Annotated in this window: 17 protein-coding genes; 13 read left to right on the top strand and 4 right to left on the bottom strand. The window is 35.6% G+C overall.

Going from position 1 to position 20,674, the window contains the following annotated elements; genetic code table 11:
- Positions 1-40 precede the first annotated feature (40 nt).
- Positions 41-580: a hypothetical protein gene (locus tag ACKTTZ_RS01800; protein ID WP_156106425.1), complete on the bottom strand. Its 540-nt coding sequence runs from the start codon at positions 578-580 to the stop codon at positions 41-43.
- A gap of 359 nt (positions 581-939) precedes the next feature.
- Positions 940-1,128 (bottom strand): hypothetical protein, encoded by a 189-nt coding sequence (locus ACKTTZ_RS01795; RefSeq protein ID WP_156106426.1) that lies wholly within the window; start codon positions 1,126-1,128, stop codon positions 940-942.
- Positions 1,129-1,298: 170 nt separating this feature from the next.
- Between ACKTTZ_RS01795 and ACKTTZ_RS01790 the strand changes: the two genes are divergently transcribed.
- The 4 genes from ACKTTZ_RS01790 (at position 1,299) to ACKTTZ_RS01775 (ending at position 5,512) form a co-directional block, all read left to right on the top strand.
- Entirely contained in the window at positions 1,299-1,547 is a 249-nt protein-coding gene (locus tag ACKTTZ_RS01790; protein WP_051934301.1) for a helix-turn-helix transcriptional regulator, read from the top strand.
- Positions 1,548-1,776: 229 nt separating this feature from the next.
- Positions 1,777-3,108 carry an amidohydrolase gene (locus ACKTTZ_RS01785; RefSeq protein ID WP_407847077.1) on the top strand — a complete coding sequence of 444 codons (1,332 nt, stop codon included), beginning with the start codon at positions 1,777-1,779 and terminating at the stop codon, positions 3,106-3,108.
- A gap of 240 nt (positions 3,109-3,348) precedes the next feature.
- Positions 3,349-4,194 carry a helix-turn-helix domain-containing protein gene (locus ACKTTZ_RS01780; RefSeq protein WP_253317112.1) on the top strand — a complete coding sequence of 282 codons (846 nt, stop codon included), beginning with the start codon at positions 3,349-3,351 and terminating at the stop codon, positions 4,192-4,194.
- A gap of 79 nt (positions 4,195-4,273) precedes the next feature.
- A complete protein-coding gene (locus tag ACKTTZ_RS01775) occupies positions 4,274-5,512 on the top strand; it encodes an amidohydrolase (RefSeq protein WP_407847076.1) in 1,239 nt (412 codons plus the stop codon).
- Between the two features lie 482 nt (positions 5,513-5,994).
- Here ACKTTZ_RS01775 and ACKTTZ_RS01770 read toward each other — a convergent pair whose 3' ends face one another.
- The gene (locus tag ACKTTZ_RS01770) at positions 5,995-7,404 is read right to left on the bottom strand and encodes a hypothetical protein (protein ID WP_407847075.1); all 1,410 of its coding nucleotides are present in this window, start codon (positions 7,402-7,404) and stop codon (positions 5,995-5,997) included.
- A 44-nt stretch (positions 7,405-7,448) separates the two neighbouring features.
- Positions 7,449-10,238 carry a TonB-dependent receptor domain-containing protein gene (locus ACKTTZ_RS01765; protein ID WP_407847074.1) on the bottom strand — a complete coding sequence of 930 codons (2,790 nt, stop codon included), beginning with the start codon at positions 10,236-10,238 and terminating at the stop codon, positions 7,449-7,451.
- Between the two features lie 325 nt (positions 10,239-10,563).
- Between ACKTTZ_RS01765 and ACKTTZ_RS01760 the strand changes: the two genes are divergently transcribed.
- From ACKTTZ_RS01760 to ACKTTZ_RS01720, 9 genes are all read left to right on the top strand, one after another.
- Positions 10,564-11,238, top strand: coding sequence for a response regulator (locus tag ACKTTZ_RS01760; RefSeq protein ID WP_002977493.1), 675 nt, complete (start codon positions 10,564-10,566; stop codon positions 11,236-11,238).
- A 48-nt stretch (positions 11,239-11,286) separates the two neighbouring features.
- Entirely contained in the window at positions 11,287-12,318 is a 1,032-nt protein-coding gene (locus tag ACKTTZ_RS01755) for a cell wall metabolism sensor histidine kinase WalK (RefSeq protein WP_034695119.1), read from the top strand.
- Positions 12,319-12,452: 134 nt separating this feature from the next.
- The gene (locus ACKTTZ_RS01750) at positions 12,453-13,052 is read left to right on the top strand and encodes an IS1096 element passenger TnpR family protein (RefSeq protein ID WP_034695121.1); all 600 of its coding nucleotides are present in this window, start codon (positions 12,453-12,455) and stop codon (positions 13,050-13,052) included.
- Between the two features lie 195 nt (positions 13,053-13,247).
- Positions 13,248-14,597 (top strand): alpha-amylase family glycosyl hydrolase, encoded by a 1,350-nt coding sequence (locus ACKTTZ_RS01745; protein ID WP_253317109.1) that lies wholly within the window; start codon positions 13,248-13,250, stop codon positions 14,595-14,597.
- Between the two features lie 122 nt (positions 14,598-14,719).
- Positions 14,720-15,160 (top strand): hypothetical protein, encoded by a 441-nt coding sequence (locus tag ACKTTZ_RS01740; RefSeq protein ID WP_034695125.1) that lies wholly within the window; start codon positions 14,720-14,722, stop codon positions 15,158-15,160.
- Between the two features lie 135 nt (positions 15,161-15,295).
- Positions 15,296-16,090, top strand: a complete 795-nt coding sequence (locus ACKTTZ_RS01735) for a thymidylate synthase (protein ID WP_407847073.1) — start codon at positions 15,296-15,298, stop codon at positions 16,088-16,090.
- A 227-nt stretch (positions 16,091-16,317) separates the two neighbouring features.
- Entirely contained in the window at positions 16,318-16,536 is a 219-nt protein-coding gene (locus tag ACKTTZ_RS01730) for a hypothetical protein (RefSeq protein WP_407847072.1), read from the top strand.
- 24 nt (positions 16,537-16,560) lie between these two features.
- On the top strand, positions 16,561-19,071 hold the full coding sequence (locus tag ACKTTZ_RS01725) for a M1 family metallopeptidase (protein ID WP_253317106.1): 2,511 nt from the start codon (positions 16,561-16,563) through the stop codon (positions 19,069-19,071).
- Positions 19,072-19,240: 169 nt separating this feature from the next.
- Positions 19,241-20,569 (top strand): hydroxymethylglutaryl-CoA synthase family protein, encoded by a 1,329-nt coding sequence (locus ACKTTZ_RS01720; protein ID WP_407847071.1) that lies wholly within the window; start codon positions 19,241-19,243, stop codon positions 20,567-20,569.
- Positions 20,570-20,674: the final 105 nt, after the last annotated feature.

The following is a 20,674-nucleotide window of genomic DNA, read 5'->3' as shown; positions in this document are numbered from 1 at the left end:
AATCAAAAAAAATATAAAAATGGATTTTCTATTCATCATATTAATATTGTGTATTAAGGATTAGAAAACATACAGTTGCTGCCCAAAACAATATACCAGCCCCATAAGTAACACTCACAAGCCCGAAAGATTTTACATAGCTTATTTTTTCTTCTAAAAGTTCCCGAATACCCCAAGTAAGCAGAAGCCAATAGAATAATTCAAAAATATTGACCAATTGTAAAGGATACGCCAACCATTTTTCTGTGGAAATATTTTCTTTGAAGTTAAGTAAGGATAAGGGATAATACGTTTGTACATCTTCTAAAGTATATTCTGTATTAAGCCAATAAAAATTGATAAACTTATAGAAGCTAGCAATGATAAAAATAAATTCTGCAATAAGAGTCACAAACACAAAATTACCAAACTTTATTTTATCAACATTAGGAAGATCAAATAGTTTTATAAAATTGAGACAAAAAGCAATTAATAAAACTTTAATAACTATAAATAAAGGAATTGATAAATAATTTACCCACCACCATTTTTTTTGGCTTTCCACATATTCTTGTACAACAGTATTTGGATAATCCTTCATAAGAAAATCAATTACTTTAGAATCGGTAGAAATATAAGTCTTGTCTAGATATGTAAGAAATAAATAAAATAAAACAACTATTACAAATAGAATGAAATTTTTCATCATTAAACAATAAAGAGAGGTGAAACCTCTCCTGTTTTTTTTAATTATTAACTTGTGTATTTTTAATTTTTTTTGAAATACTATTCCATTCATAGTAACTAGCAACCATGGTAAGTAAAAGACTTAGGGAAATACTTACTTTTGTAATGTTAAAATCAAAATCAATTAAACTTAAACCTAACAAAAAGGCTGAGAGAAACATTAAGATTTTAAAGACAATTTTCCTTTTTTTTATATCCATGATGTAATATTTTTTAATGCTTACATGAACTCATTGACATTCCAGAAACAATCATACTACCAACAAGAAGGGCTCCTCCAACAGGTGTTGTGGTTATAAAAGCTCCAGCAATTGTAAGACCTAATCCTGCAATAGCCAAAGCACAATCTCTATTTAATCCACCTTGCAAATTCTCCATTTGCGAAACATTTAATTTTTTCATAACATTTGTAGTGTTTTTATTTATGGCTTTCACTTTGAAAACCTTGAACAAATTTGTATGAAAATTTTTAAATAACCTATTCCATTTTAGAATATTCGTTACAACACCAAAAAAGAATTTTTAGGGATTATAAATTAATTTTTATTTTTACAAGACACAAACGATAGAAAATGAAAGATAAAGATCTGGGCTTCAAGCTAAGAAAACTCCGTGAAGAAAAAGGAATTTCCCAACAAATGTTAGCTATAGATTTAGGGATTTCCCAAAGCAAAGTCTCTAAAATAGAAAATGGAACAGAAAGAATAACTGTTCCTTACTTTATAGAAATTTTAATCTACTTCTCATTATCACCTAATGAAATTATAGATTTTTTTGAGTATAAGGAAAATGGTGATTCATCTCAAAATCAGGATGGTTAATGATTGTAAATTATTTTTTTAGTGACACGAAAGTAATTAAATGAATAGTTTAGTTTTCTAAGGGATGAACAGCTGTAGTGTGAATCTTACTCATTATAGAGATAAATTCAAAATTTGATTAACATCTTATAAGACTATCAACACAAAGCATAAATCATACAGATTTTGTAATAAACCATACACTTGGTTCAGAGCACTTCTTTTTAATTTTGTCTCAAATAGATTGGAAATGAAGACCTCAGACAATAATATCTCCCGTAAAGATTTTATCCGAAACTCAGCGTTGGCTGTAGCGGGACTCACTTTAATCCCCAATATCATGACTGCATCACCTTTCGAAGAGAAAAATATTTCAGTAAAAGGAAAAATGAGCCTGAAAAATGTTCGTCTGGAAACAGGTTTTGAATACCAGGATGGAGAAGTGTCTTCTACCAAAACGGATCTGTTTTATGTAGAAGTTGAAAACGGAAAAATTATAAAGATTTCACCCAATCAACCCAATGCTAAAGCGGCAGATGCAAAAGGTCTATTGATGCTTCCTGCCTTTAAAGATATGCACATTCACCTTGATAAAACCTTCTATGGAGATCAATGGCAGGCAGTGAGAAAAAGAACCGGAGGCGTAAAGGGAATGATAGAACTGGAGCAGAAAATGCTTCCAGAGATGCTGAAGAATTCAACCTTCAAAGCGGAGAAACTGATTGAGTTATTACAATCTAAAGGAACTTCCTATGCCAGAAGTCACGTGAATATTGAACCTACTTCCAAACTTCAGTCATTAAAAAATCTGCAGAAAGCGTTAGAAAATAAAAAGAAAGGCTTTGGGGCTGAGCTGGTAGCCTTTCCACAGCATGGTGTTTTTTATACGGATTCCGTACCTTATCTGAAAGAAGCAGCGAAGATGGACATCGATTTTATCGGTGGAGTAGATCCGTTCAACATCGATGGAGATATTGAAAAAGTGGTGGATTTCACGGTACAGCTTGCTTTAGACAATAAAAAAGGAATAGATATTCACCTGCATGAAACCGGAGATTCCGGATTGAAAACGGTAGAATATCTGATTGAAAAAGTGAATGAAAACCCAGCACTTAAGGGAAAAACTTATTTAAGCCACTGTTTTGTTCTTGGAAAATTAGAAGCGGCGAAACAGGAAGAAATTGCCGAGAAATTAGGTGATGCACAGATCGGAATTGTCTCTACAATCCCTTTCGGAAGGTTGATTATGCCTATTCCAACGCTTTACAAACATAACGTGACTATCCTTACCGGGAATGACAGCATTGTAGACCACTGGAATACTTTCGGAACGGGAAGTGTGCTTCAGAAAGCCAATTTAATGGCACAATTGTATGGATATTCAACAGAGTTTTTATTGTCAAGAAGTTTAAAACTGGCAACAGGAAATATTCTTCCGTTGGATGATAAAGGTGTTCAACAATGGCCCAAATCCGGAGATAAAGCAGACTTTGTCCTGATAAATGCAAGCTGTTCTGCAGAAGCAGTCTCAAGAATTTCAGATGTGGAGTCTTTAGTGCATGATGGAAACGTTGTTTTTTAATTTAAAATAAAAAAGGATTAAATAAATTAATATATAATCTAGTTGTGTTTTTTCGACCACAAATGGTATGAAAGCTTTACGGGGGAAGCCTTGAAAATTTATTGTAATTTTTAGAGACAGTCACTGAATGAAGATGGAAACTGAAGATAGAGTGATGCAGATAAAGCTTTTGTTCCTTTTGTGGTTGTTTTAGTTTTTTCTCTCATAAATTTTAGTAATTTTAGGAGAAAATCAGGCAGAGTGGCTTACCATACAGATCATTTTCCTATTTTGGGAATTCAGGAATTTAGTGAAAATCAGCTGAAAGGCTGTAATCTGCTGTTCAATGAACTTTCCGGAGCACGCTCCATTGATGATCCGCACAAACATGATTTTTTTATCATCAATCTTTTTGAGCACGGAGTAGGCTCGCATACCATAGACTTTACAGAATATCAGGTAAAAGATTATCAGATTCATCTTGTTTTTCCGGATCAGGTACATCAGTGGGTGATTGAAAAAGAAACCATCGGATATCAGCTGATGATCAGCAGGGATTGGTTTGAAAGTTTTCTGCCGTCATTAAGATTTTCTGCCTCATATTACCAGAATCATCCGGTGATCAATCTTTCCAAAGAAGTTTTTGAAACTTTTCTATATGAATTCCAGGCTATTCAGAAAGAACTGAACGGAGAAAAAGTCTTTTGGGAATTGATTCAGAAAAGAAGTGAACTGATCGGTTTGCTGGTAAGTAAATCAGTGGAAGGCGCTTTCAAAGATTTTGAAGTTTATAACTCCAATCCTATTATTTCAAAATTCCTGCATCTTATTGATGAGCATTTCAAAACAGAAAGATCCGTTTCCTTTTATGCAGATAAACTGAATATCTCTGCCAATTATCTCAATATTGTCTGTAAGAAAAATCTCAACTCTTCGGCATCATCTCTTATTCAGGACCGTATTTTACTGGAAGCCAAAAGACTGTTGAAAGTTTCCGAAATGTCTGTAAAAGATATTGTGTATGACCTCGGGTTTTATGATCATGCCAGCTTTTCCAAATTCTTTAAAGCCCAAACGGGAATGACACCTTCCCAGTTTAAAGAATAATCTGTACAAAACAAGACATAATTGATACACCGGTTTTACCCTCAAGCCGGCTTAATTTTGTATTGTTAAATTTTAAATCATGAAATTTCCCTATCAATTAACTGCAAAAGGAAGCTATTCCCTTAAAAATGTCCGCCTGGAAACTGGCTTTGAATACGAAAATGAAGAGGTTATCGGAACAAAAACAGACCTTTTCAGTATTGAAATTGAAGACGGAAAAATAAAAACAGTAAAAGCCAATGATCCTGCTTCCAAAGCGATAGATGCCAAAGGATATCTGATGCTTCCCGCTTTCAGAGATATGCACATCCATTTGGATAAAACATTATACGGACTTCCATGGCAGGCTCTTTCTCCGAAAAGAAGAACCGTGAAGGATATGATTGCCTATGAACAGGAAATCATTCCTGAATTGCTGAAAACTTCTGTAAGCAGAGCAGAACAGCTGATCAGCCTGCAACAGCATTACGGAACCCATTTTGCGAGAACTCATTTTAATATTGATCCTACCTCTGGATTGAAATCTCTGGAACATCTTGAACAGGCTCTTGAAAATAAAAAAGATTCTTTCAAAGCCGAACTGGTTGCTTTTCCCCAACATGGAGTGTATTATACAGAATCGGCTCCACTGATGAAAGAGGCAGCACAGTTGAAAAGTGTAGCATTCATTGGTGGATTGGATCCGTTGAGTATTGACGGAAGTATAGAGAAAGTAATGGACTTTACGGTTCAGCTGGCTTTGGATCACAATAAAGGAATTGATATTCATCTGCATGAAGCAGGAGAGTCCGGAATGAAAACGATCAATTATCTGATTGATAAAGCGATGGAAAACCCTGCGCTGCAGGGAAAAACGTTTGTAAGCCATGCATTTGCTTTAGCCCATCTTTCACCCAAAGAAACAGAGCAGATTGCAGAAAGACTGGCTGCCGGAAAAGTAGGAATTGCTTCTTCGGTACCTTTCAAAGGAAAAATAATGCCCATTCCAACGCTGAAAAAATATGGGGTTAATGTATTGATCGGAAATGATAATGTACAGGATTACTGGAGTACTTTCGGATCCGGAAATATGTTGCAGAAAGCGAATCTTATTGCAGAACTGTATGGTTATGCTACGGAATATGCCTTATCAAGAGCTTTGCAGTTTGCGACTCAAAGCACTCTTCCTCTGGATGAAAAAGGAAAGCAGCAATGGCCTAAGGCTGGTGATGACGCAGCTATTGTTCTGACAGACGCATCATGTTCTGCAGAAGCTGTTTCCAGAATGTCCGAAATAAAAGCCCTGATGAATGACGGGAATTTATTTTGGAGAAATTAATGTGAAGTATATATATTTTTATACACTTGTTTTTTGTAACTGCCATCGGAAGCTTTTCTGGTGGCTTTTTTTGTATGGGGTTCGGGTTTGGGGTTTTTGGGATGTGAGGTGTAGGATTCGAGGTTTTGAGATTCGTGATTCGAGTTTTCGAGATCCGGGTTTTTGTTTTTCCGGGTTAGAGATTCAGATTGTGAATTTCGAGATTGTTTATATTCAATAGGAACGGGCTTTAGCCCGTTTGAATGGAAAAAAAATATTCCTCAGGCTTTAGCCAAAACTTATGAAAGAACATCTGTGTTCAACCCAAAAAATTACTGTTCTGTTCATATTCCCTTTTTCTATTTTTACAATATGAACACCTCTTAATATTAATTTCGTGAAACCAACATCATACCGGATAATAACGATAAAAAAAGCCCTCGGAAAATATTTCCGAAGACCTTTTATTTGAAATTAAATCTAGGTACTTATATGATGATATGTTATAAGTTGAAGTTAGTCCATCCTGCATACCAAGTATCAGTGGCATCTTTTACAGCACCTCTGTAAGTAACCTGTGTAAACCAAGTCGCTAATTTAGGGTTTGTAAATGCTCCACCTGTTAATAATGGAGAACCTGCACTAGGAGTAAAGTTTGGTGTAGTTCCTGCAGGAGCCCATGCACCAGCAAGTTTTACATCAACTGTAGAAGCAAGGATTGTATTTCCTTTAGCATTAAACCAAGTCGTAAGATCATTTAATGTATATGTTGTAGGAGTAGATGTGGATGGTCCGAATTTTAAAGGAGTTGTATTTCCTGCTAAAACGTTGTTTTCAAAGAATAATTTGTTACCTACGATGTTGTTATCCGTTGGAGATCCTTTAGTAGCATCAATGAATAAACCAACCGGGAATCCTGTAAATACAGAGTTGAATACAGAGATAGAAGAGTTTCTTCTGATCTGTAATGCATTCTGGAATAAAGCATTGATTGTTCCAGGAGCTGCAGAGTTGATTGGCCCGATAATCGTCATGTTAGAGAACGTAGCTGAAGTTTGAGGCATTAAAGTAGAACCGTTAGCATCATTATCAGATTCAAATGCGTTAGAACCAGAAACGTCGGCTACCTGAGAATCTCTCACTGCGATACCAAACTGTACATTTCCTGAGAAACCGTTATCAGTATCGAAATCGTCATCAAGTCCTTTGTAAGAAATAAGGTGAGAACAATTTACTGTTCCTCCGAACCATTCAAAACTGTCATCGTTAGCATAAGCAACTTCTACGTAGTCTACTTTAGTTCCGTTACCTACACCACCGAATGTAAGTCCGTTGATCTCTTTATCTGGTAAGAATGCATATCCTGCATATTCTATTCTCACATATTTTAATACACCACTGTTGTCAGCAGCGTTATTTCCTCCATAAAGTCCAAGACCTTCAGAGTTATTAATACCTCCTTCAATTTCTCCAACTCCGTTTGTTCCTCCGAAAGATGCATTAGTAGGAGCATTTCCTAAAATTACTACACCTGCCCAGTCTCCTCTTTTAGGACTTGCTTTCTCAGAAGTGAAGATAATAGGGTTAGCAGCAGTTCCTTCTGCCATGATTTTGCTTCCTCTTGTAATAATTAAAGCTCCGTTTTTATCAGCTTCACCTACAATCTTTGTACCTGGCTCGATAGTTAAAGTAGCTCCGTTAGTTACATATACTAGTCCTCTTAGCTTATAGATTTTATTTGCTTTAAGCGTAGTATTGGAAGTGATTTTTCCTGAAAGAATAAGGTTTTCAGTATCTCCGTTTCCGTTACCTCCATTTTGAATAATGGTAGGTCCATCTTCTTCTATATTTCTACATGCGGTAGTTGATACTAGAGCGCCAAGCATTAAAGAATATAAAACGAACTTTTTCATGTTATAAAGAATTAAATTATTTATTAGATTATTTGTTGAGTGAATTAAAAATTGTATCCCAGTGTTAAACTGATATTGGTTCCTGTAAGTCTTTCAATAGCAAGAGCATCTTTGCTGTCATACTTACCATTGTCGTTCAGGTCATGGTAGAATTTAGCACGACGGTTCAGGATATCTGAAACATTCAGCTTGATCTCTCCCTTGTTGCTCCATAGTTTTTTAGCAAGCTGGAAATCCAGAAGAGGTCGAGGTGCTTCCCAGATTGGTGGAACCTGATCGTTTCCTACGTAAAGGATTCTTCTTCCGATCATGTTGAATAATAATGTTGAAGACCATCCTGATTTTTCAGTGTCATACTGAAGACTTAGGTTTACAGTATATGGAGATTGTCCCTGCATTGGTCTGTCAATATTAGTAGCTTCGTCTGTTACTCTGTTTTTGATTAATGCTACGTTTCCACCCAGGGTAAAGTTTTTAAGAGCACTTACAAAATCCAGTTTTTTTCTGGCTTCAACTTCCAACCCATAAGCATCAGCTTTATCTACGTTAAGGTAGTTGAAAGTGTTACTCGTTCCTACCCCTGATTGGTTGAAGTATAATTCGATCGGTTTTTTGAAGTTTTTATAGAAACCTGCCACGGATATAATTTCTCCGTTTCTTGGGTAGAATTCCCAACGAAGGTCGGCACTCGTGATTTTAGTTCTTTCGATAGATTTGTTACCGATTACAGTTGCTCCAAGGTCAAAATCATAATATGCCAAAGGAGAAACCTCTCTGAATTCCGGTCTTACCACTGTTTGTGAACCTGCAAGACGGATATTCATTTTAGGATTTACTTTGAATGTTAAGTTAACAGCAGGTAAGAAGTCTGTAACACGTGTATTTACAAAACGGTCATCGCTTTTTTTCGTGCTTCCTACCAATTGATCAAAGTTTTCAACTCTTAATCCCCAAACCGCTCTTAACCATGGTGTGAAGTTATTGTCAAACTGTAAATATCCTGCGTTAAGGATGGTGTTGGCAATATATCTGTACTGATTTCCAGCAATTTCATCAAATGTAAACCCTCCGTTAGTTCCGAAATTACCAGGATTGAAGATGGTTTCGAAAGGCTGAGAAAGTAATCCCTGATTGAAGTTTTCAAGCCTTACAGAGAATGGTCTTGAGTTGTATATTCTGTCTTTTACCTGGAATAAATAACCTCCTTTGATCGTTTGTTTTTGTCCAAACATCGTAAACGTCTTGGATACGTCACCTCCTGCATTATATAGATAGTCGCTTAGTGTAGAGTAGAATACACTTCCTGATTTTTGAGAAAGACCATTAGAAATCAATGCTAAATAAGGACTTCCCGGCATATTCGTATATTGGTTATACTGTAAACGCTGTAGCAAAGGAATATACTGATCAAGGATTCCGAAACTTCCGTACCAGTTTACGGTCAATCCACCAAGAACATCAATTTTATGACTACCGGAAAGGGTAGAGTTGTAGAAAGTAGTTTCTTTAAATCCAATTTCCCTTGCCATGATATTTGTTCCGTTAATCGGATCAAATTCAAAGTCCTTTCCTGTTCTGAAGGACATGTGGTTCACTGTATTATTGGTGATGATATTCTTCAGGGAAATTTTATTGTTGTTGTTCAGCTTTAAAGAAAGGTTCAACATCCCTCCTAAAATAATATCATTGCTGTATTTTTCTGTAAAATAATCGAAGTTGGTATCAGCAAGCTGGTTGTTGATGGTAAAGAAACGGTTGGTAGACTCAGTTCTTCTTTTGTTGTTACTATAGTTTAAAACAGCAATTACTCCTAAATCTTTTCCGAATAATTTCGTATTGAAACCTCCATCTAACTGTAAACTTAAGTTTTCAGGATAACCGATACTGTTGTATCCAAGATTCTTTGTATATCCTTTACCAATCTCTGTTTTCTGTCCTTCAGTCAGAATACTGAAAGCATTTTTTGCAGGCATATTGGTAGGAAGTTTTCTGTAACCGTCATCAATTCCTAAGAAGTCCCACTTTCCTCCTTTCTGCATATGGAATTCCTGTCCCATAGTAGCGGTGTTTCCACCTACACCTACCTGTACATTGAAGAAGTTTTTATTAGGAATATCTTTAGTATTTACCTGAATCAATGCACCTCCCCATTCACCTGTATATTCAGGAATGAACGTTTTGTTGATGACAAGGGTTTCGATAACGTTAGCAGGGAAAAGGTCAAAAGAGAAAGTCTTTCTGTCAGGCTCTGTACTGGATAACTGAATACCATTCAGCATCGCCTGGTTATAACGGTCTGATAAACCTCTTACTACAATATATTTTCCGTCAAATAAACTCACCCCGGAAACTCTTTTCAGAACTTCACCTGTGTTTCTGTCCGGACTTCTTTTGATAGCTTCAACACCAATAACCTGAGAAACTACACCTGCGTTCTTTTGTAAACCGATGGTAGAGGCTATGGTTTCTTTTCTTGCGTTTGATTTTATGACAACTCCCTCAATTTCTTTTTCTTTGGTAGATGGCTTTTCCAGAACGATATCAAGATGAGTGTTACCTTCATTCTTTATAATAACTTCACTGATCTCTTTTCTGTTATATCCGTTGGAACTTACCGTTACGATGTAATTGGCACCGGGAGAAAGGTTGATAGAGTAGTATCCGGAAAGGTCAGTAGTTACTTCCTGGCCATTTACTTTTACTTTTACCCCTTCTATAGGAGTATTGTCTTTCTCGTCCAATACCCTACCTTCCAAAATCTGACTTTGTGCAAAAGCATAGCCAGCAGAAAACAAGGCAAGTAGCATGATGCTCTTGTGGAGTTGTTTTTTCATTATTACTTCTTTTACTTCTTTTTCAAGGGCAAAATAAAGGCTAAGTTTTTAAGAAAACTTTAGGAGAATCTTAATTAATTATGAAGTTTGTATTAACAGGAGAGTGGATTTTATATTTATCGATGTTTAATTTATATAATTATAATTTTTGTTTTAATGTTAAATATTATTCCTTATATTTGATTTGTGTATAATTATTTGTTAATTTTTTTACTGATTTTATAATTGATGTTCAAAATGCTATTTTTTAATAATTAGTTAACATTTGACAGATAGATGAAATCAATTGAAATAATTAATTTTGTGGGAATTCTTAAACTAGAAGATGAGCAAAAAAATTCTTTTAATAGACGATGAACTGGACATTTTAGAGATTCTGTCTTACAATTTGGAAAAGGAAGGGTATGATATCTATACAGCTACCAATGGTAACGAAGGTATAGAAAAAGCGAAGGAAATTGTTCCGGATCTTATCTTATTAGATGTCATGATGCCTGAAAAAGATGGTATAGAAACCTGTCAGGAACTTCGTAAAGTGAAAGAACTGCAAAAAACACTTATTGTGTTCCTTTCTGCAAGAAGCGAAGAGTTTTCTCAGCTAGCAGGTTTTCAGGCGGGAGCCAATGATTACATCGTAAAACTGATCAAACCGAAAATCCTTATCTCTAAAGTAAACGCATTATTACAGCTTACCTCTCAGGTGTCTGACAATGCTAAACTTATTGAAATCGGAGATCTTGTTATTGATAAAGATAACTTCAGAGTTTCCAAAAGCGGACAGCAATTTCTTCTTCCCAAAAAAGAATTTGATTTGCTTTACCTTTTGGCTTCCAATACTGAAAAGGTTTTCAAAAGAGAAGAGATTCTGGAAAAGGTTTGGGGTAATGATGTGATTGTAGGTGAAAGAACCATTGATGTTCACATCAGAAGACTGAGAGAAAAACTGGGAATCAATACGATTCAGACATTAAAAGGGATTGGGTATAAACTGATCGTTTAATTATTTAAAAATCTTAACTTTACGTTCAATCATTAAAACGTTGTAAAATTGAAATTTTACAGACTTACCCTCGTTGCCTCCTGTCTGCTGACACTGGTAATGCTCCTTTTAGGTGTCGTATTCGATTCGCTGAAAGATATCTATTATGAGACCCCTTTGTTCAAAACGGGTCTTTTCATCTGTATTATCCTGATCTTCCTGATCAACTGTGTAGTACTGGAACTCCTTTTCAATTACTACAGCAGAAAACAGGTTAAAGGTCTTTCCGGATTTCTGCCGCAGGAAATAGTGCAGAATCATGACGAAAATATCACCATTAAAGAACTAGGTGAAAGATTCTCAGATCTCAATCAACAACAGGTATCAGAAATTGATATGATGAAAGAGATGGAAAGTTACCGTAAAGAATACATCGGAAATGTTTCCCATGAACTGAAGACTCCTTTATTTTCTATTCAGGGATATGTAGAAACCTTAAGAGACGGTGGAGTAGATAACCTTACCATCCGTGATAAATATCTTGAAAGAATTGATAAATCGGTAGAAAGACTGATCGCTATTGTAACAGATCTTGATATGATTAACAGGCTGGAAGCTGGCGAAATCAATCTTACGGTTTCAAAATTTGATGTTAATCTTCTCATCAAGGAAATCTTCGACCTTCTTGATCTTGAAGCTGAAAAAAGAAATACAACATTACAGATTCAGACGCTTCATCCGCAGATTTTTGTGGAAGCAGATAAACAGAAAATTTCTCAGGTTTTCATTAATCTGATTTCCAATGCCATTCATTATGCCAACAGACAGGAAGCAAAAGTGATTGTAAAAACCAGTGTACTGAAAAATAAGGTACTGATAGAGGTGATAGACAACGGAATGGGAATCAAATCTGAAATTCTTCCAAGAATCTTCGAAAGATTCTATCGTGTGGAAACCAGCAGAAGCCGAAGAGAAGGCGGATCAGGACTTGGTCTGGCCATTGTAAAACACATCCTTGAAGCACACAATGAAAACATTACCGTGGAAAGTGTTTACCTTGAAGGGACGAAGTTCAGTTTTATGCTCGAAAAAAGTAAATAATTCCGGCAAAATGTAAGAAAAAAAAATATTTTAAAAAATCCTGAAATATTTTTTTGTCACATGTCATTTATTATATATTTGCAACAGAGATTTATCATAATTATAAAGGCAAAAAAGTAATTTAAGAAACTGATATGGTTTACAAAATCCGCGTAATATTAGATGCGAAAGAGGATATTTTCCGTGATATCGAAGTTAAGGGAAAACAAACGTTATGGAACTTACATTTAGGAATTAAAAGTGCATTCAGTCTGCAAGGAGACGAGCTTTCTACTTTTAATCTGTTAGAAGATGACGGAACAATCGTAAAAAGTGTCCCATTGGAAGATATGAGTGATGATGGTGACGGCGAAATTATGTCAGATGTTTACATTGATGAGGCTTTTGAAAATGTAGGTGACAAAGCACAGTTCCAGTATGGACTTCTTGATCTTTGGGAATTCTTCTGTGAGCTTATTGAAGTGATCGAAGAAACAAAAGGTGTGAACTATCCAATCACAGTATACAGATTTGGAAATGTTCCATTAAAGGCTCCTAGCAAAAACGGAAGTGCAGGAGGTGGCAAAAAGAAATCAGCAATGCCGTTGGTAGATGATGAGTTTGGTTTTGAGGATGATTTCGGAGCTGGAGGAAACTTTTCAGATGAAGATGATGACAACTTTGATGATGATGAAGAAGAAGACTACAATGACGATGTCTTTGATGAGGAAGATGACAATGACGATGAAAGATAGTCAATAAAAATATATGAGCCCTGGGTTGTAACCCGGGGTTTTTTATGTCGAAAAAAAATCTGATCAGTCTTCCATATCTCTTCAATAAATAATCTCTCGCAAATTTACCCTTTTTATATTTTTACCTTCTTTACAATTTTGTTCTTTTGCCTCTTCTCTCCAAAAACAATCCTTACTTTTGTTAAAAATAGTTTAATGAAAAAATTAATTTTGTTAGCTGTAATTGGTCTGGGAATTGTTTCCTGTACCACTCAAAAAAATATCCGGAAGATGACAGAACTGCCAAAAGATTGGAAACATAATACAAATATCTACGAAGTAAACATAAGACAATATACTCAGGAAGGAACTTTCAAAGCATTTGCAAAAGAAATGCCCCGCCTGAAATCCATGGGAATAAAAACCCTTTGGTTCATGCCCATCACACCAATTGCACAGCAGAATAAAAAAGGAAGTATGGGAAGTCCTTATGCCGCTGCAGATTACACCTCTGTCAATCCGGAATTCGGTACACTGCGGGATTTTAAGGACATGGTGAATGAAGCACACAGATTAGGATTTAAAGTAATTATAGACTGGGTAGCCAATCATACAGGCTGGGATCACGTTTGGACAAAAACTCACCCTGAATTTTACCTGAAAGATCCTGATGGGAAATTCCATATCGCTTCCGGAATGGACGATATTATTGAACTTGATTATAAAAACCAGGAAATGCGCCATGCTATGATAGATGCCATGAAATTCTGGGTGCAGGAAGCTGATATTGATGGTTTCCGATGTGATCTTGCTTCATGGGTAGAAGTTGATTTCTGGGAACAGGCACGCCCTGAAGTGGAAAAAGTGAAGCCTCTTTTCTGGCTGGGAGAATTTGATGAATTAGAAAGTCCGGAATATGGAAAAGTTTTTGATGCCAGTTATTCATGGAAATGGATGCACAAATCTGCTGACTATTACAAAAATAATGAACCTCTTCAGGAACTAAAAGATCTGTTGAGACAATATTCCAATATCGGAGATACGTCAATGAGAGCCTGGTTTACCACAAATCATGATGAAAACTCTTGGAACGGAACCGAATATGAAAAATATGGAGTGATTACAAAGCCTATGGCAGTATTCTCTGCAACATGGAATGGTATTCCGTTATTATACTCAGGACAGGAACTTCCCAATATGAAGAGATTGGAATTTTTTGAAAAAGATGTCATCAAATGGACCAATACCTATCAGGTTGCTGATTTCTATAAAACATTACTTGATTTAAAAGCTTTTAATCCTGCCTTAAGAGGAGGAGATTCTAATGTAACCACCTACCTGTTGAACACTTCGGCCAATGATAAAATTCTTGCTTACGTAAGGAAAAATGGAAAAGATGAAGTATTGGTCGTTCTCAATATGTCTAAAGAAGCTGTTAACTTTTCAATTGAAGATGAACATTTATCAGGAATATTCAGAAATGTTTTTGATAAAACAAAAAGAGATTTCAGCAACGGAAAAGACTTTAGTTTCAAAGTTTCTGATTATGCCGTATTTGAAAAATAAGGAGTAATAAATCTTAACGACTCATCTTTAAAGATAATTAATTCCCCTTCGCCGGAGGGGTGTCAAAATCTGTGATTTTGACGGGGTGGTTTTTACCACTCACAATAAAAAACAATCATCGAATGAACAAACAGGAAATAATCAATATCATTAAAGCAAAAGCAGCAGACAAAATCCAGTATTTTGAAAACCTTATTGCAGAAACAAGGGCTTCGAACAATGATACAAAAAGCTCAATGGGAGATAAATATGAAACCGGAAGAGAAATGCTTCAGCAGGAAATCAATAATCTTCAGCGACAGCTTAATGAAGTATTGAATCAACAGGCTGTTTTGCAGAAAATAACTTCCGATCCTTCAGAAAAAGTTCAGAACGGAGCATTGGTAAAAACCAATAAAGGATTGTTTTACGTAGCCGTTTCTATGGGAGAAATCGTTTTTGAAAATCAGAAAATCATGACAGTTTCTGCAGAATCTCCTTTAGTGAAAGTTATGTATGGTAAAAAAGCTGGAGAAAATTTCACTGTCAATACCATTCATCAGACTATTGAAAATATATGGTAAAATTAATACATGTTAGAGTACAGATATACAGTTGTTTAATAGAAAATAGACATCAGACCTATAAAAAGCATTCATAAAAGTGAGTGCTTTTTTTATTGGTTTTTACTAAATTTGAAACTTAAAATCTCATTCAAAATGCAAAACTACCTGGATCTTTTACAGCATATTTTAGACAACGGAACTGATAAAACCGACAGAACCGACACTGGAACAAGAAGTGTTTTCGGATATCAGCTGAGATATGATCTGTCAAAAGGATTTCCTTTGGTAACCACCAAAAAAGTGCATTTGAAATCCATTATCTATGAGTTGCTTTGGTTCTTAAAAGGAGACACCAATATCAAATACCTTAAAGATAACGGAGTAAGTATCTGGGATGAATGGGCTAATGAAAATGGAGATCTTGGACCTGTTTACGGAGCACAGTGGAGAAGCTGGAGTGGTGCGGATGGAAAAGTGGTAGATCAGATTACCGAAGTAATTGACCAGATCAAAAAAAATCCGGATTCCAGAAGACTCATTGTATCAGCCTGGAATGTGGCAGAAATTCCTAATATGGCTTTGGCACCTTGTCATGCTTTGTTCCAGTTTTACGTTGCTGATGGTAAATTGTCATTGCAGTTGTACCAGAGAAGTGCGGATGTCTTCCTTGGAGTACCCTTCAATATTGCAAGCTATGCATTACTCTTGATGATGGTAGCACAGGTTTGTGATCTTGAAGTAGGAGATTATGTTCACAGTTTTGGAGATGTTCATATTTACAATAATCACTTTGAGCAGGTCAACAGACAGCTTGGAAGAGAGCCAAAAGTACTTCCTACAATGAAACTGAACCCTGAGGTTAAAGATATCTTCGATTTTAATTTTGAAGACTTTACGCTGGAAAATTATGATCCGCACCCAGGGATCAAAGCTCCTGTAGCCATTTAATATTCTTATTATCACTTTATTTTTTACTACTTCTATTATTTTAACATTAATAGATGATATTATCTGTGCCGATAAGTTGGGGAATCAGAATATAAATACTTCAGCACACTTTCTTTTGACAATTGTTTCTTACATTTGAAAGAACAACTCTGGTTCTTTGGATTCTTTTATTAAGGAGTTCATTGACTGGTAGTAAATCAGAAATTTGAAATGCTTAAAAATAAATTATGAAGTATTTAAAAATTAATATAGAAGAAAATGCAGATATTGAAGCACTGAAAAATGCAGTACTTCAGTTGAAAGGAGTGGCATCTGTAGAAACAGTAGATGACGAAAACCTGGAAAGCGAACTCAAAAAAGCTTTTGCAAAAACTAAGGAACAGCTTAAAACAGGAGACTATGAAACATTAGTCAATGATATTTTCGACATCATCATAAAAAAATAATTCTAAAAATAATAAAGTAGACCTATGAGAAAGGCCATTTTATCAATTGCAATACTTGGAATCTTATTTTCCGCCAATGTATCAGCACAAACTGAAACTTCAGGAAGGGAAAAAGTATACAGAGCTACCCATACCAAAGTAACAGAACTTAAACACACCAAGCTAAAAGTAAATTTTGATTATCAGAAAGAACAGATGAATGGAGAAGAATGGCTCACCGCTTCACCTTACTTCTATGCAACCAATGAGCTTACTCTTGACGCAAAAGGAATGTTGATTCATGAAGTGGCTCTTGATAATAACGGCAAAAAGTCTCCTTTAAAATACGAATACAAAGATGATATTCTGAAAATTACTCTGGATAAAACCTATCAGAGAAATCAGGATTATACCGTTTATATCAAATATACTTCCCGTCCGAACGAAGTGAAACAGGAAGGAAGTATGGCAATCAATGATGCAAAAGGATTGTATTTCATTAATGCTCAGGGAACAGAACCGGATAAACCTACGCAAATCTGGACACAAGGAGAAACAGAATCGTCTTCCGCATGGTTTCCAACGATTGATAAACCCAACCAAAAGACAACACAGGAAATCTATATGACGGTTCCTGATAAATATGTTACCCTTTCCAACGGCCTTCTGAAAGAATCCAAAAAAGAATCCAATGGGCTCAGAACTGATCATTGGGTGATGGATAAAAGACATTCTACCTATCTTTTCTTTATGGGAGTAGGTGAATATGCTGTGGTAAAAGACAAATGGAAAAATATCCCGGTTGATTATTATATTGAAAAAGAATACGAACCTTATGCTAAGCAGATCTACGGAAATACTCCGGAAATGATCGACTTCTTCTCCAAAAAACTGAACTATGACTATCCTTGGGCAAAATATGCTCAGATTTCCGGAAGAGATTATGTAAGTGGTGCTATGGAGAATACAACCGCCACACTTCATGGAAGTGATATCCTTCAGAAACCGGGTCAGCTTATCGATGAAAATACATGGGAAGATACCATTGCTCACGAACTGTTTCATCATTGGTTTGGAGATCTTGTAACTGCAGAAAGCTGGAGTAATCTTACCGTCAATGAATCCTTTGCCAACTATTCCGAATATCTTTGGAATGAATACAAGTACGGAAAAGATCAGGCAGATTATCACCTGATGACTGATGTAAATAATTATCTTCACAATCCAACTGATTTTAATAAAAACCTGGTAAGGTTCAATTATGAATCCCGTGAGGATGTTTTTGATCTGGTAACCTATCAGAAAGGAGGAGGAATTTTAAATATGCTGAGAAATTATCTTGGAGATGACGCATTCTTCGCTGGAATGAATGATTATCTGAAAACCAACGAATATCAGAATGCAGAAGCACATCAGCTGAGACTGTCTTTTGAAAAAGTGTCAGGAAAAGACCTGAACTGGTTCTTTAATCAATGGTATTTTGGAAACGGAAACCCGAAGATAAATTATACGTCTACTTTTGAACCTGTGAAAAAACAGGTTACTGTGACTATTAATCAGACTCAGGAAAAACCATTTGAATTTCCTCTGGCTATAGATGTGTATGACAACGGAAAGCCTAAAAGATACAATGTCTGGGTAAATGCAGAAGCTAAAAATACTTTCAATTTTGATGTTTCCAAGTCTCCGGATCTTATCAATATCAATGCTGACGGAGTGTTACTGGCTGATATTACAGATACTAAAACCCCGGAACAGAACCTGATGCAGTTTACCAATTCCAAAGAATTCAAAAGCAGGTATCTGGCTTTAAACGGAATTAAAGATCAGGCTGGGAAAAGCCCTGCTGTTGTAAAATTACTGGCTGCCGCATTAAAAGATCCTTTCTTCAGAGTAAGAATAAAAGCTTTGAATTTAATGGACCTTACTAATCCTGAACAAATGAAAGCGCTGGGTGCTGAAGTTGAAAAACTGGCTTCCAATGATCCGAAAACATTGACTCAAGCTGCAGCTATTGCTGCTTTAGGAAAGACAAAAGATAAAAAATACCTTCCTTTATTTGAAAAAGGAGTAAATGCCGTTTCCAATGCTGTAAAAGGAAATTCTATGAGTGCACTTCTTTCTATCGACCCGTCAAGAGCCAATAGTCTGGCTGATAAAATTGATATGAAAGGAGCATCAGACGAACTCAGAGCACAATTGCTTCCAATTATTGTTAAAAATAAGATTACCTCTCAGATAGAAAATATTGCCCCTCTTGCTACTTTTTACCCATTCATTAAATTCCAGAATCCGGAATTGGGAAAAGCTGCAGAAGACGGTTTCAATTGGATCATGACCTCTGATAACCTGAAAGCAACAGAAAGTATTACGAAAATAGCTGGATATGCCAAAAATCAGATGGCAGACAATCCACAGGCTAAAATGATGATGGTTCAGATGCTGAAAGATGGTTTGAGTAAAAAAATGGAACTGCTGAAACAGAATCCACAAAATGCTGCAAGTATCAACAAACAAATCGATGTCATCAATAAAGCAATTGAAAATTATAAGTAAAAAAATGAAGCCTGCAGATTTGCAGGCTTTATTTTTATCATTAAGTGTACCTAAATTGTCGGATTTTATTTTTAAATACATTGGTTTTTAACGATGTTGCAAAAATTAGCATTTTTTACGACTGTTTTTTGCATTATCTTTCATAAATTCGTTTAAAATTTGGACAATTATGAGTTTTGGAATTGAAGCAGCGGGTTATTATGTGCCTGGTTTATATTTGGAAATTAAGGATTTAGCAGAAAAAAGAGGAATAGAACCAGCAAAATTGGAAAAAGGCTTAGGTCTTCATAAAATGGGACTTTCTGATGTTCACGAAGACGCTGCTACTTTTGCAGCAGAAGCATTACTAAAGCTTATAAAAGACTATCAAATCAATCCTAAAGAAATAGCAAGAGTATACCTTGGAACAGAAAGCGCGGTGGATGCTGCAAAACCTACAGCTTCCTATGCTGTACAAATGGTAGAAAAAGTATTGGAAGAAGAATTTGGAACAAGATGTTTCAGAAACTGTGACGTATTGGATATGACTTTTGCCTGTGTAGGAGGAGTAGATGCCTTGCATAACGCGCTGGATTTTGTAAGAGTAAATCCTGATAAGAAAGCCGTTGTAATTGCGAGTGACTATGCAAAATACGAATTGGCTTCATCAGGAGAATATACACAAGGAGGCGGTGCTGTTGCTCTTTTAATTTCCTCAAAACCGGATCTTCTTGAAATAGAAAATAATTGGGGTATAGCTTCAGAAAGTGTTTTTGATTTTTTCAAACCGAGAAGAGCATATAAGAAAGAAGACTTGAATGGAGCTCCGGAAGCATATCCTGACACCATTGAAATTTTTACAGATGAGCCTGTTTTTGACGGACAATATTCTAACCAGTGCTATCAGGACAGAATAAGAGAAGCTTACAATCATTATAAAGAAATAACAGGGCAGGAAAAGCCGTATGAAAACTGGAAATACATTATTTTCCATCTTCCTTATGCCTTCCATGGGAAAAGGGTTTTTACAGAAATCTATAGCCTGGAGAATGGTCTTTCCTATGAAACAGCAGATGAACAAAAAGCAGTTGCTAAATCGGAGAATTATCTGAAATTAATTAATGATAAGATAGAAAAGACCCAGAGAGCTTCTTCTGAGATCGGGAATATGTATACTGCATCTATCTTTATGGCGTTTCTTTCTGCATTACAGACTTCTTTTAATGAAAATGAAGAACTTACAGGAACAGAAATTGGTTTTGTAGGTTATGGAAGTGGTTCAAAATCAAAGATTTTTGCAGGTAAGGTGTCTGATGGCTGGAGAAAAGTAGTGGAGAAATGGGATTTATTCGAAAAACTAAACCAAAGAACTTCTGTTGATTTTGATACCTATGAAAAACTTCACAGAAAACAATTGAAGAAATCTGTAAATAATCAATATAAAGGTTTTGGACTTGTTTCTATTGAAACTGAAAATCCGGTTTTAATTGGCGCTAGGTATTATAGTTATCAGAAGTAAGATTATCCTTTATTAAATCGTATGAAAGCATCTCATATTTTGAGATGCTTTTCTTTTTTTATCAATAGAAAAAAGCCTGTTGGTTTTCATGATTTTTATACTTGG

The sequence above is a fragment of the Chryseobacterium sp. KCF3-3 genome, from assembly GCF_045865955.1.
Classification (GTDB): Bacteria; Bacteroidota; Bacteroidia; order Flavobacteriales; family Weeksellaceae; genus Chryseobacterium.
The sequence above is the reverse complement of the archived record's forward strand: the minus strand, read 5'-3'. Positions and strand labels throughout refer to the sequence as shown.

What these genes read in the sequence shown, in the direction of transcription:
- ACKTTZ_RS01800 (WP_156106425.1), bottom strand. Translation starts at nt 580, where the DNA reads ATGAAGGATTATCCAAATACTGTTGTACAAGAATATGTGGAAAGCCAA.
- ACKTTZ_RS01795 (WP_156106426.1), bottom strand. Translation starts at nt 1,128, where the DNA reads ATGAAAAAATTAAATGTTTCGCAAATGGAGAATTTGCAAGGTGGATTA.
- ACKTTZ_RS01790 (WP_051934301.1), top strand. Translation starts at nt 1,299, where the DNA reads ATGAAAGATAAAGATCTGGGCTTCAAGCTAAGAAAACTCCGTGAAGAA.
- ACKTTZ_RS01785 (WP_407847077.1), top strand. Translation starts at nt 1,777, where the DNA reads ATGAAGACCTCAGACAATAATATCTCCCGTAAAGATTTTATCCGAAAC.
- ACKTTZ_RS01775 (WP_407847076.1), top strand. Translation starts at nt 4,274, where the DNA reads ATGAAATTTCCCTATCAATTAACTGCAAAAGGAAGCTATTCCCTTAAA.
- ACKTTZ_RS01770 (WP_407847075.1), bottom strand. Translation starts at nt 7,404, where the DNA reads ATGAAAAAGTTCGTTTTATATTCTTTAATGCTTGGCGCTCTAGTATCA.
- ACKTTZ_RS01765 (WP_407847074.1), bottom strand. Translation starts at nt 10,238, where the DNA reads ATGAAAAAACAACTCCACAAGAGCATCATGCTACTTGCCTTGTTTTCT.
- ACKTTZ_RS01760 (WP_002977493.1), top strand. Translation starts at nt 10,564, where the DNA reads ATGAGCAAAAAAATTCTTTTAATAGACGATGAACTGGACATTTTAGAG.
- ACKTTZ_RS01750 (WP_034695121.1), top strand. Translation starts at nt 12,453, where the DNA reads ATGGTTTACAAAATCCGCGTAATATTAGATGCGAAAGAGGATATTTTC.
- ACKTTZ_RS01745 (WP_253317109.1), top strand. Translation starts at nt 13,248, where the DNA reads ATGAAAAAATTAATTTTGTTAGCTGTAATTGGTCTGGGAATTGTTTCC.
- ACKTTZ_RS01740 (WP_034695125.1), top strand. Translation starts at nt 14,720, where the DNA reads ATGAACAAACAGGAAATAATCAATATCATTAAAGCAAAAGCAGCAGAC.
- ACKTTZ_RS01735 (WP_407847073.1), top strand. Translation starts at nt 15,296, where the DNA reads ATGCAAAACTACCTGGATCTTTTACAGCATATTTTAGACAACGGAACT.
- ACKTTZ_RS01730 (WP_407847072.1), top strand. Translation starts at nt 16,318, where the DNA reads ATGAAGTATTTAAAAATTAATATAGAAGAAAATGCAGATATTGAAGCA.
- ACKTTZ_RS01725 (WP_253317106.1), top strand. Translation starts at nt 16,561, where the DNA reads ATGAGAAAGGCCATTTTATCAATTGCAATACTTGGAATCTTATTTTCC.
- ACKTTZ_RS01720 (WP_407847071.1), top strand. Translation starts at nt 19,241, where the DNA reads ATGAGTTTTGGAATTGAAGCAGCGGGTTATTATGTGCCTGGTTTATAT.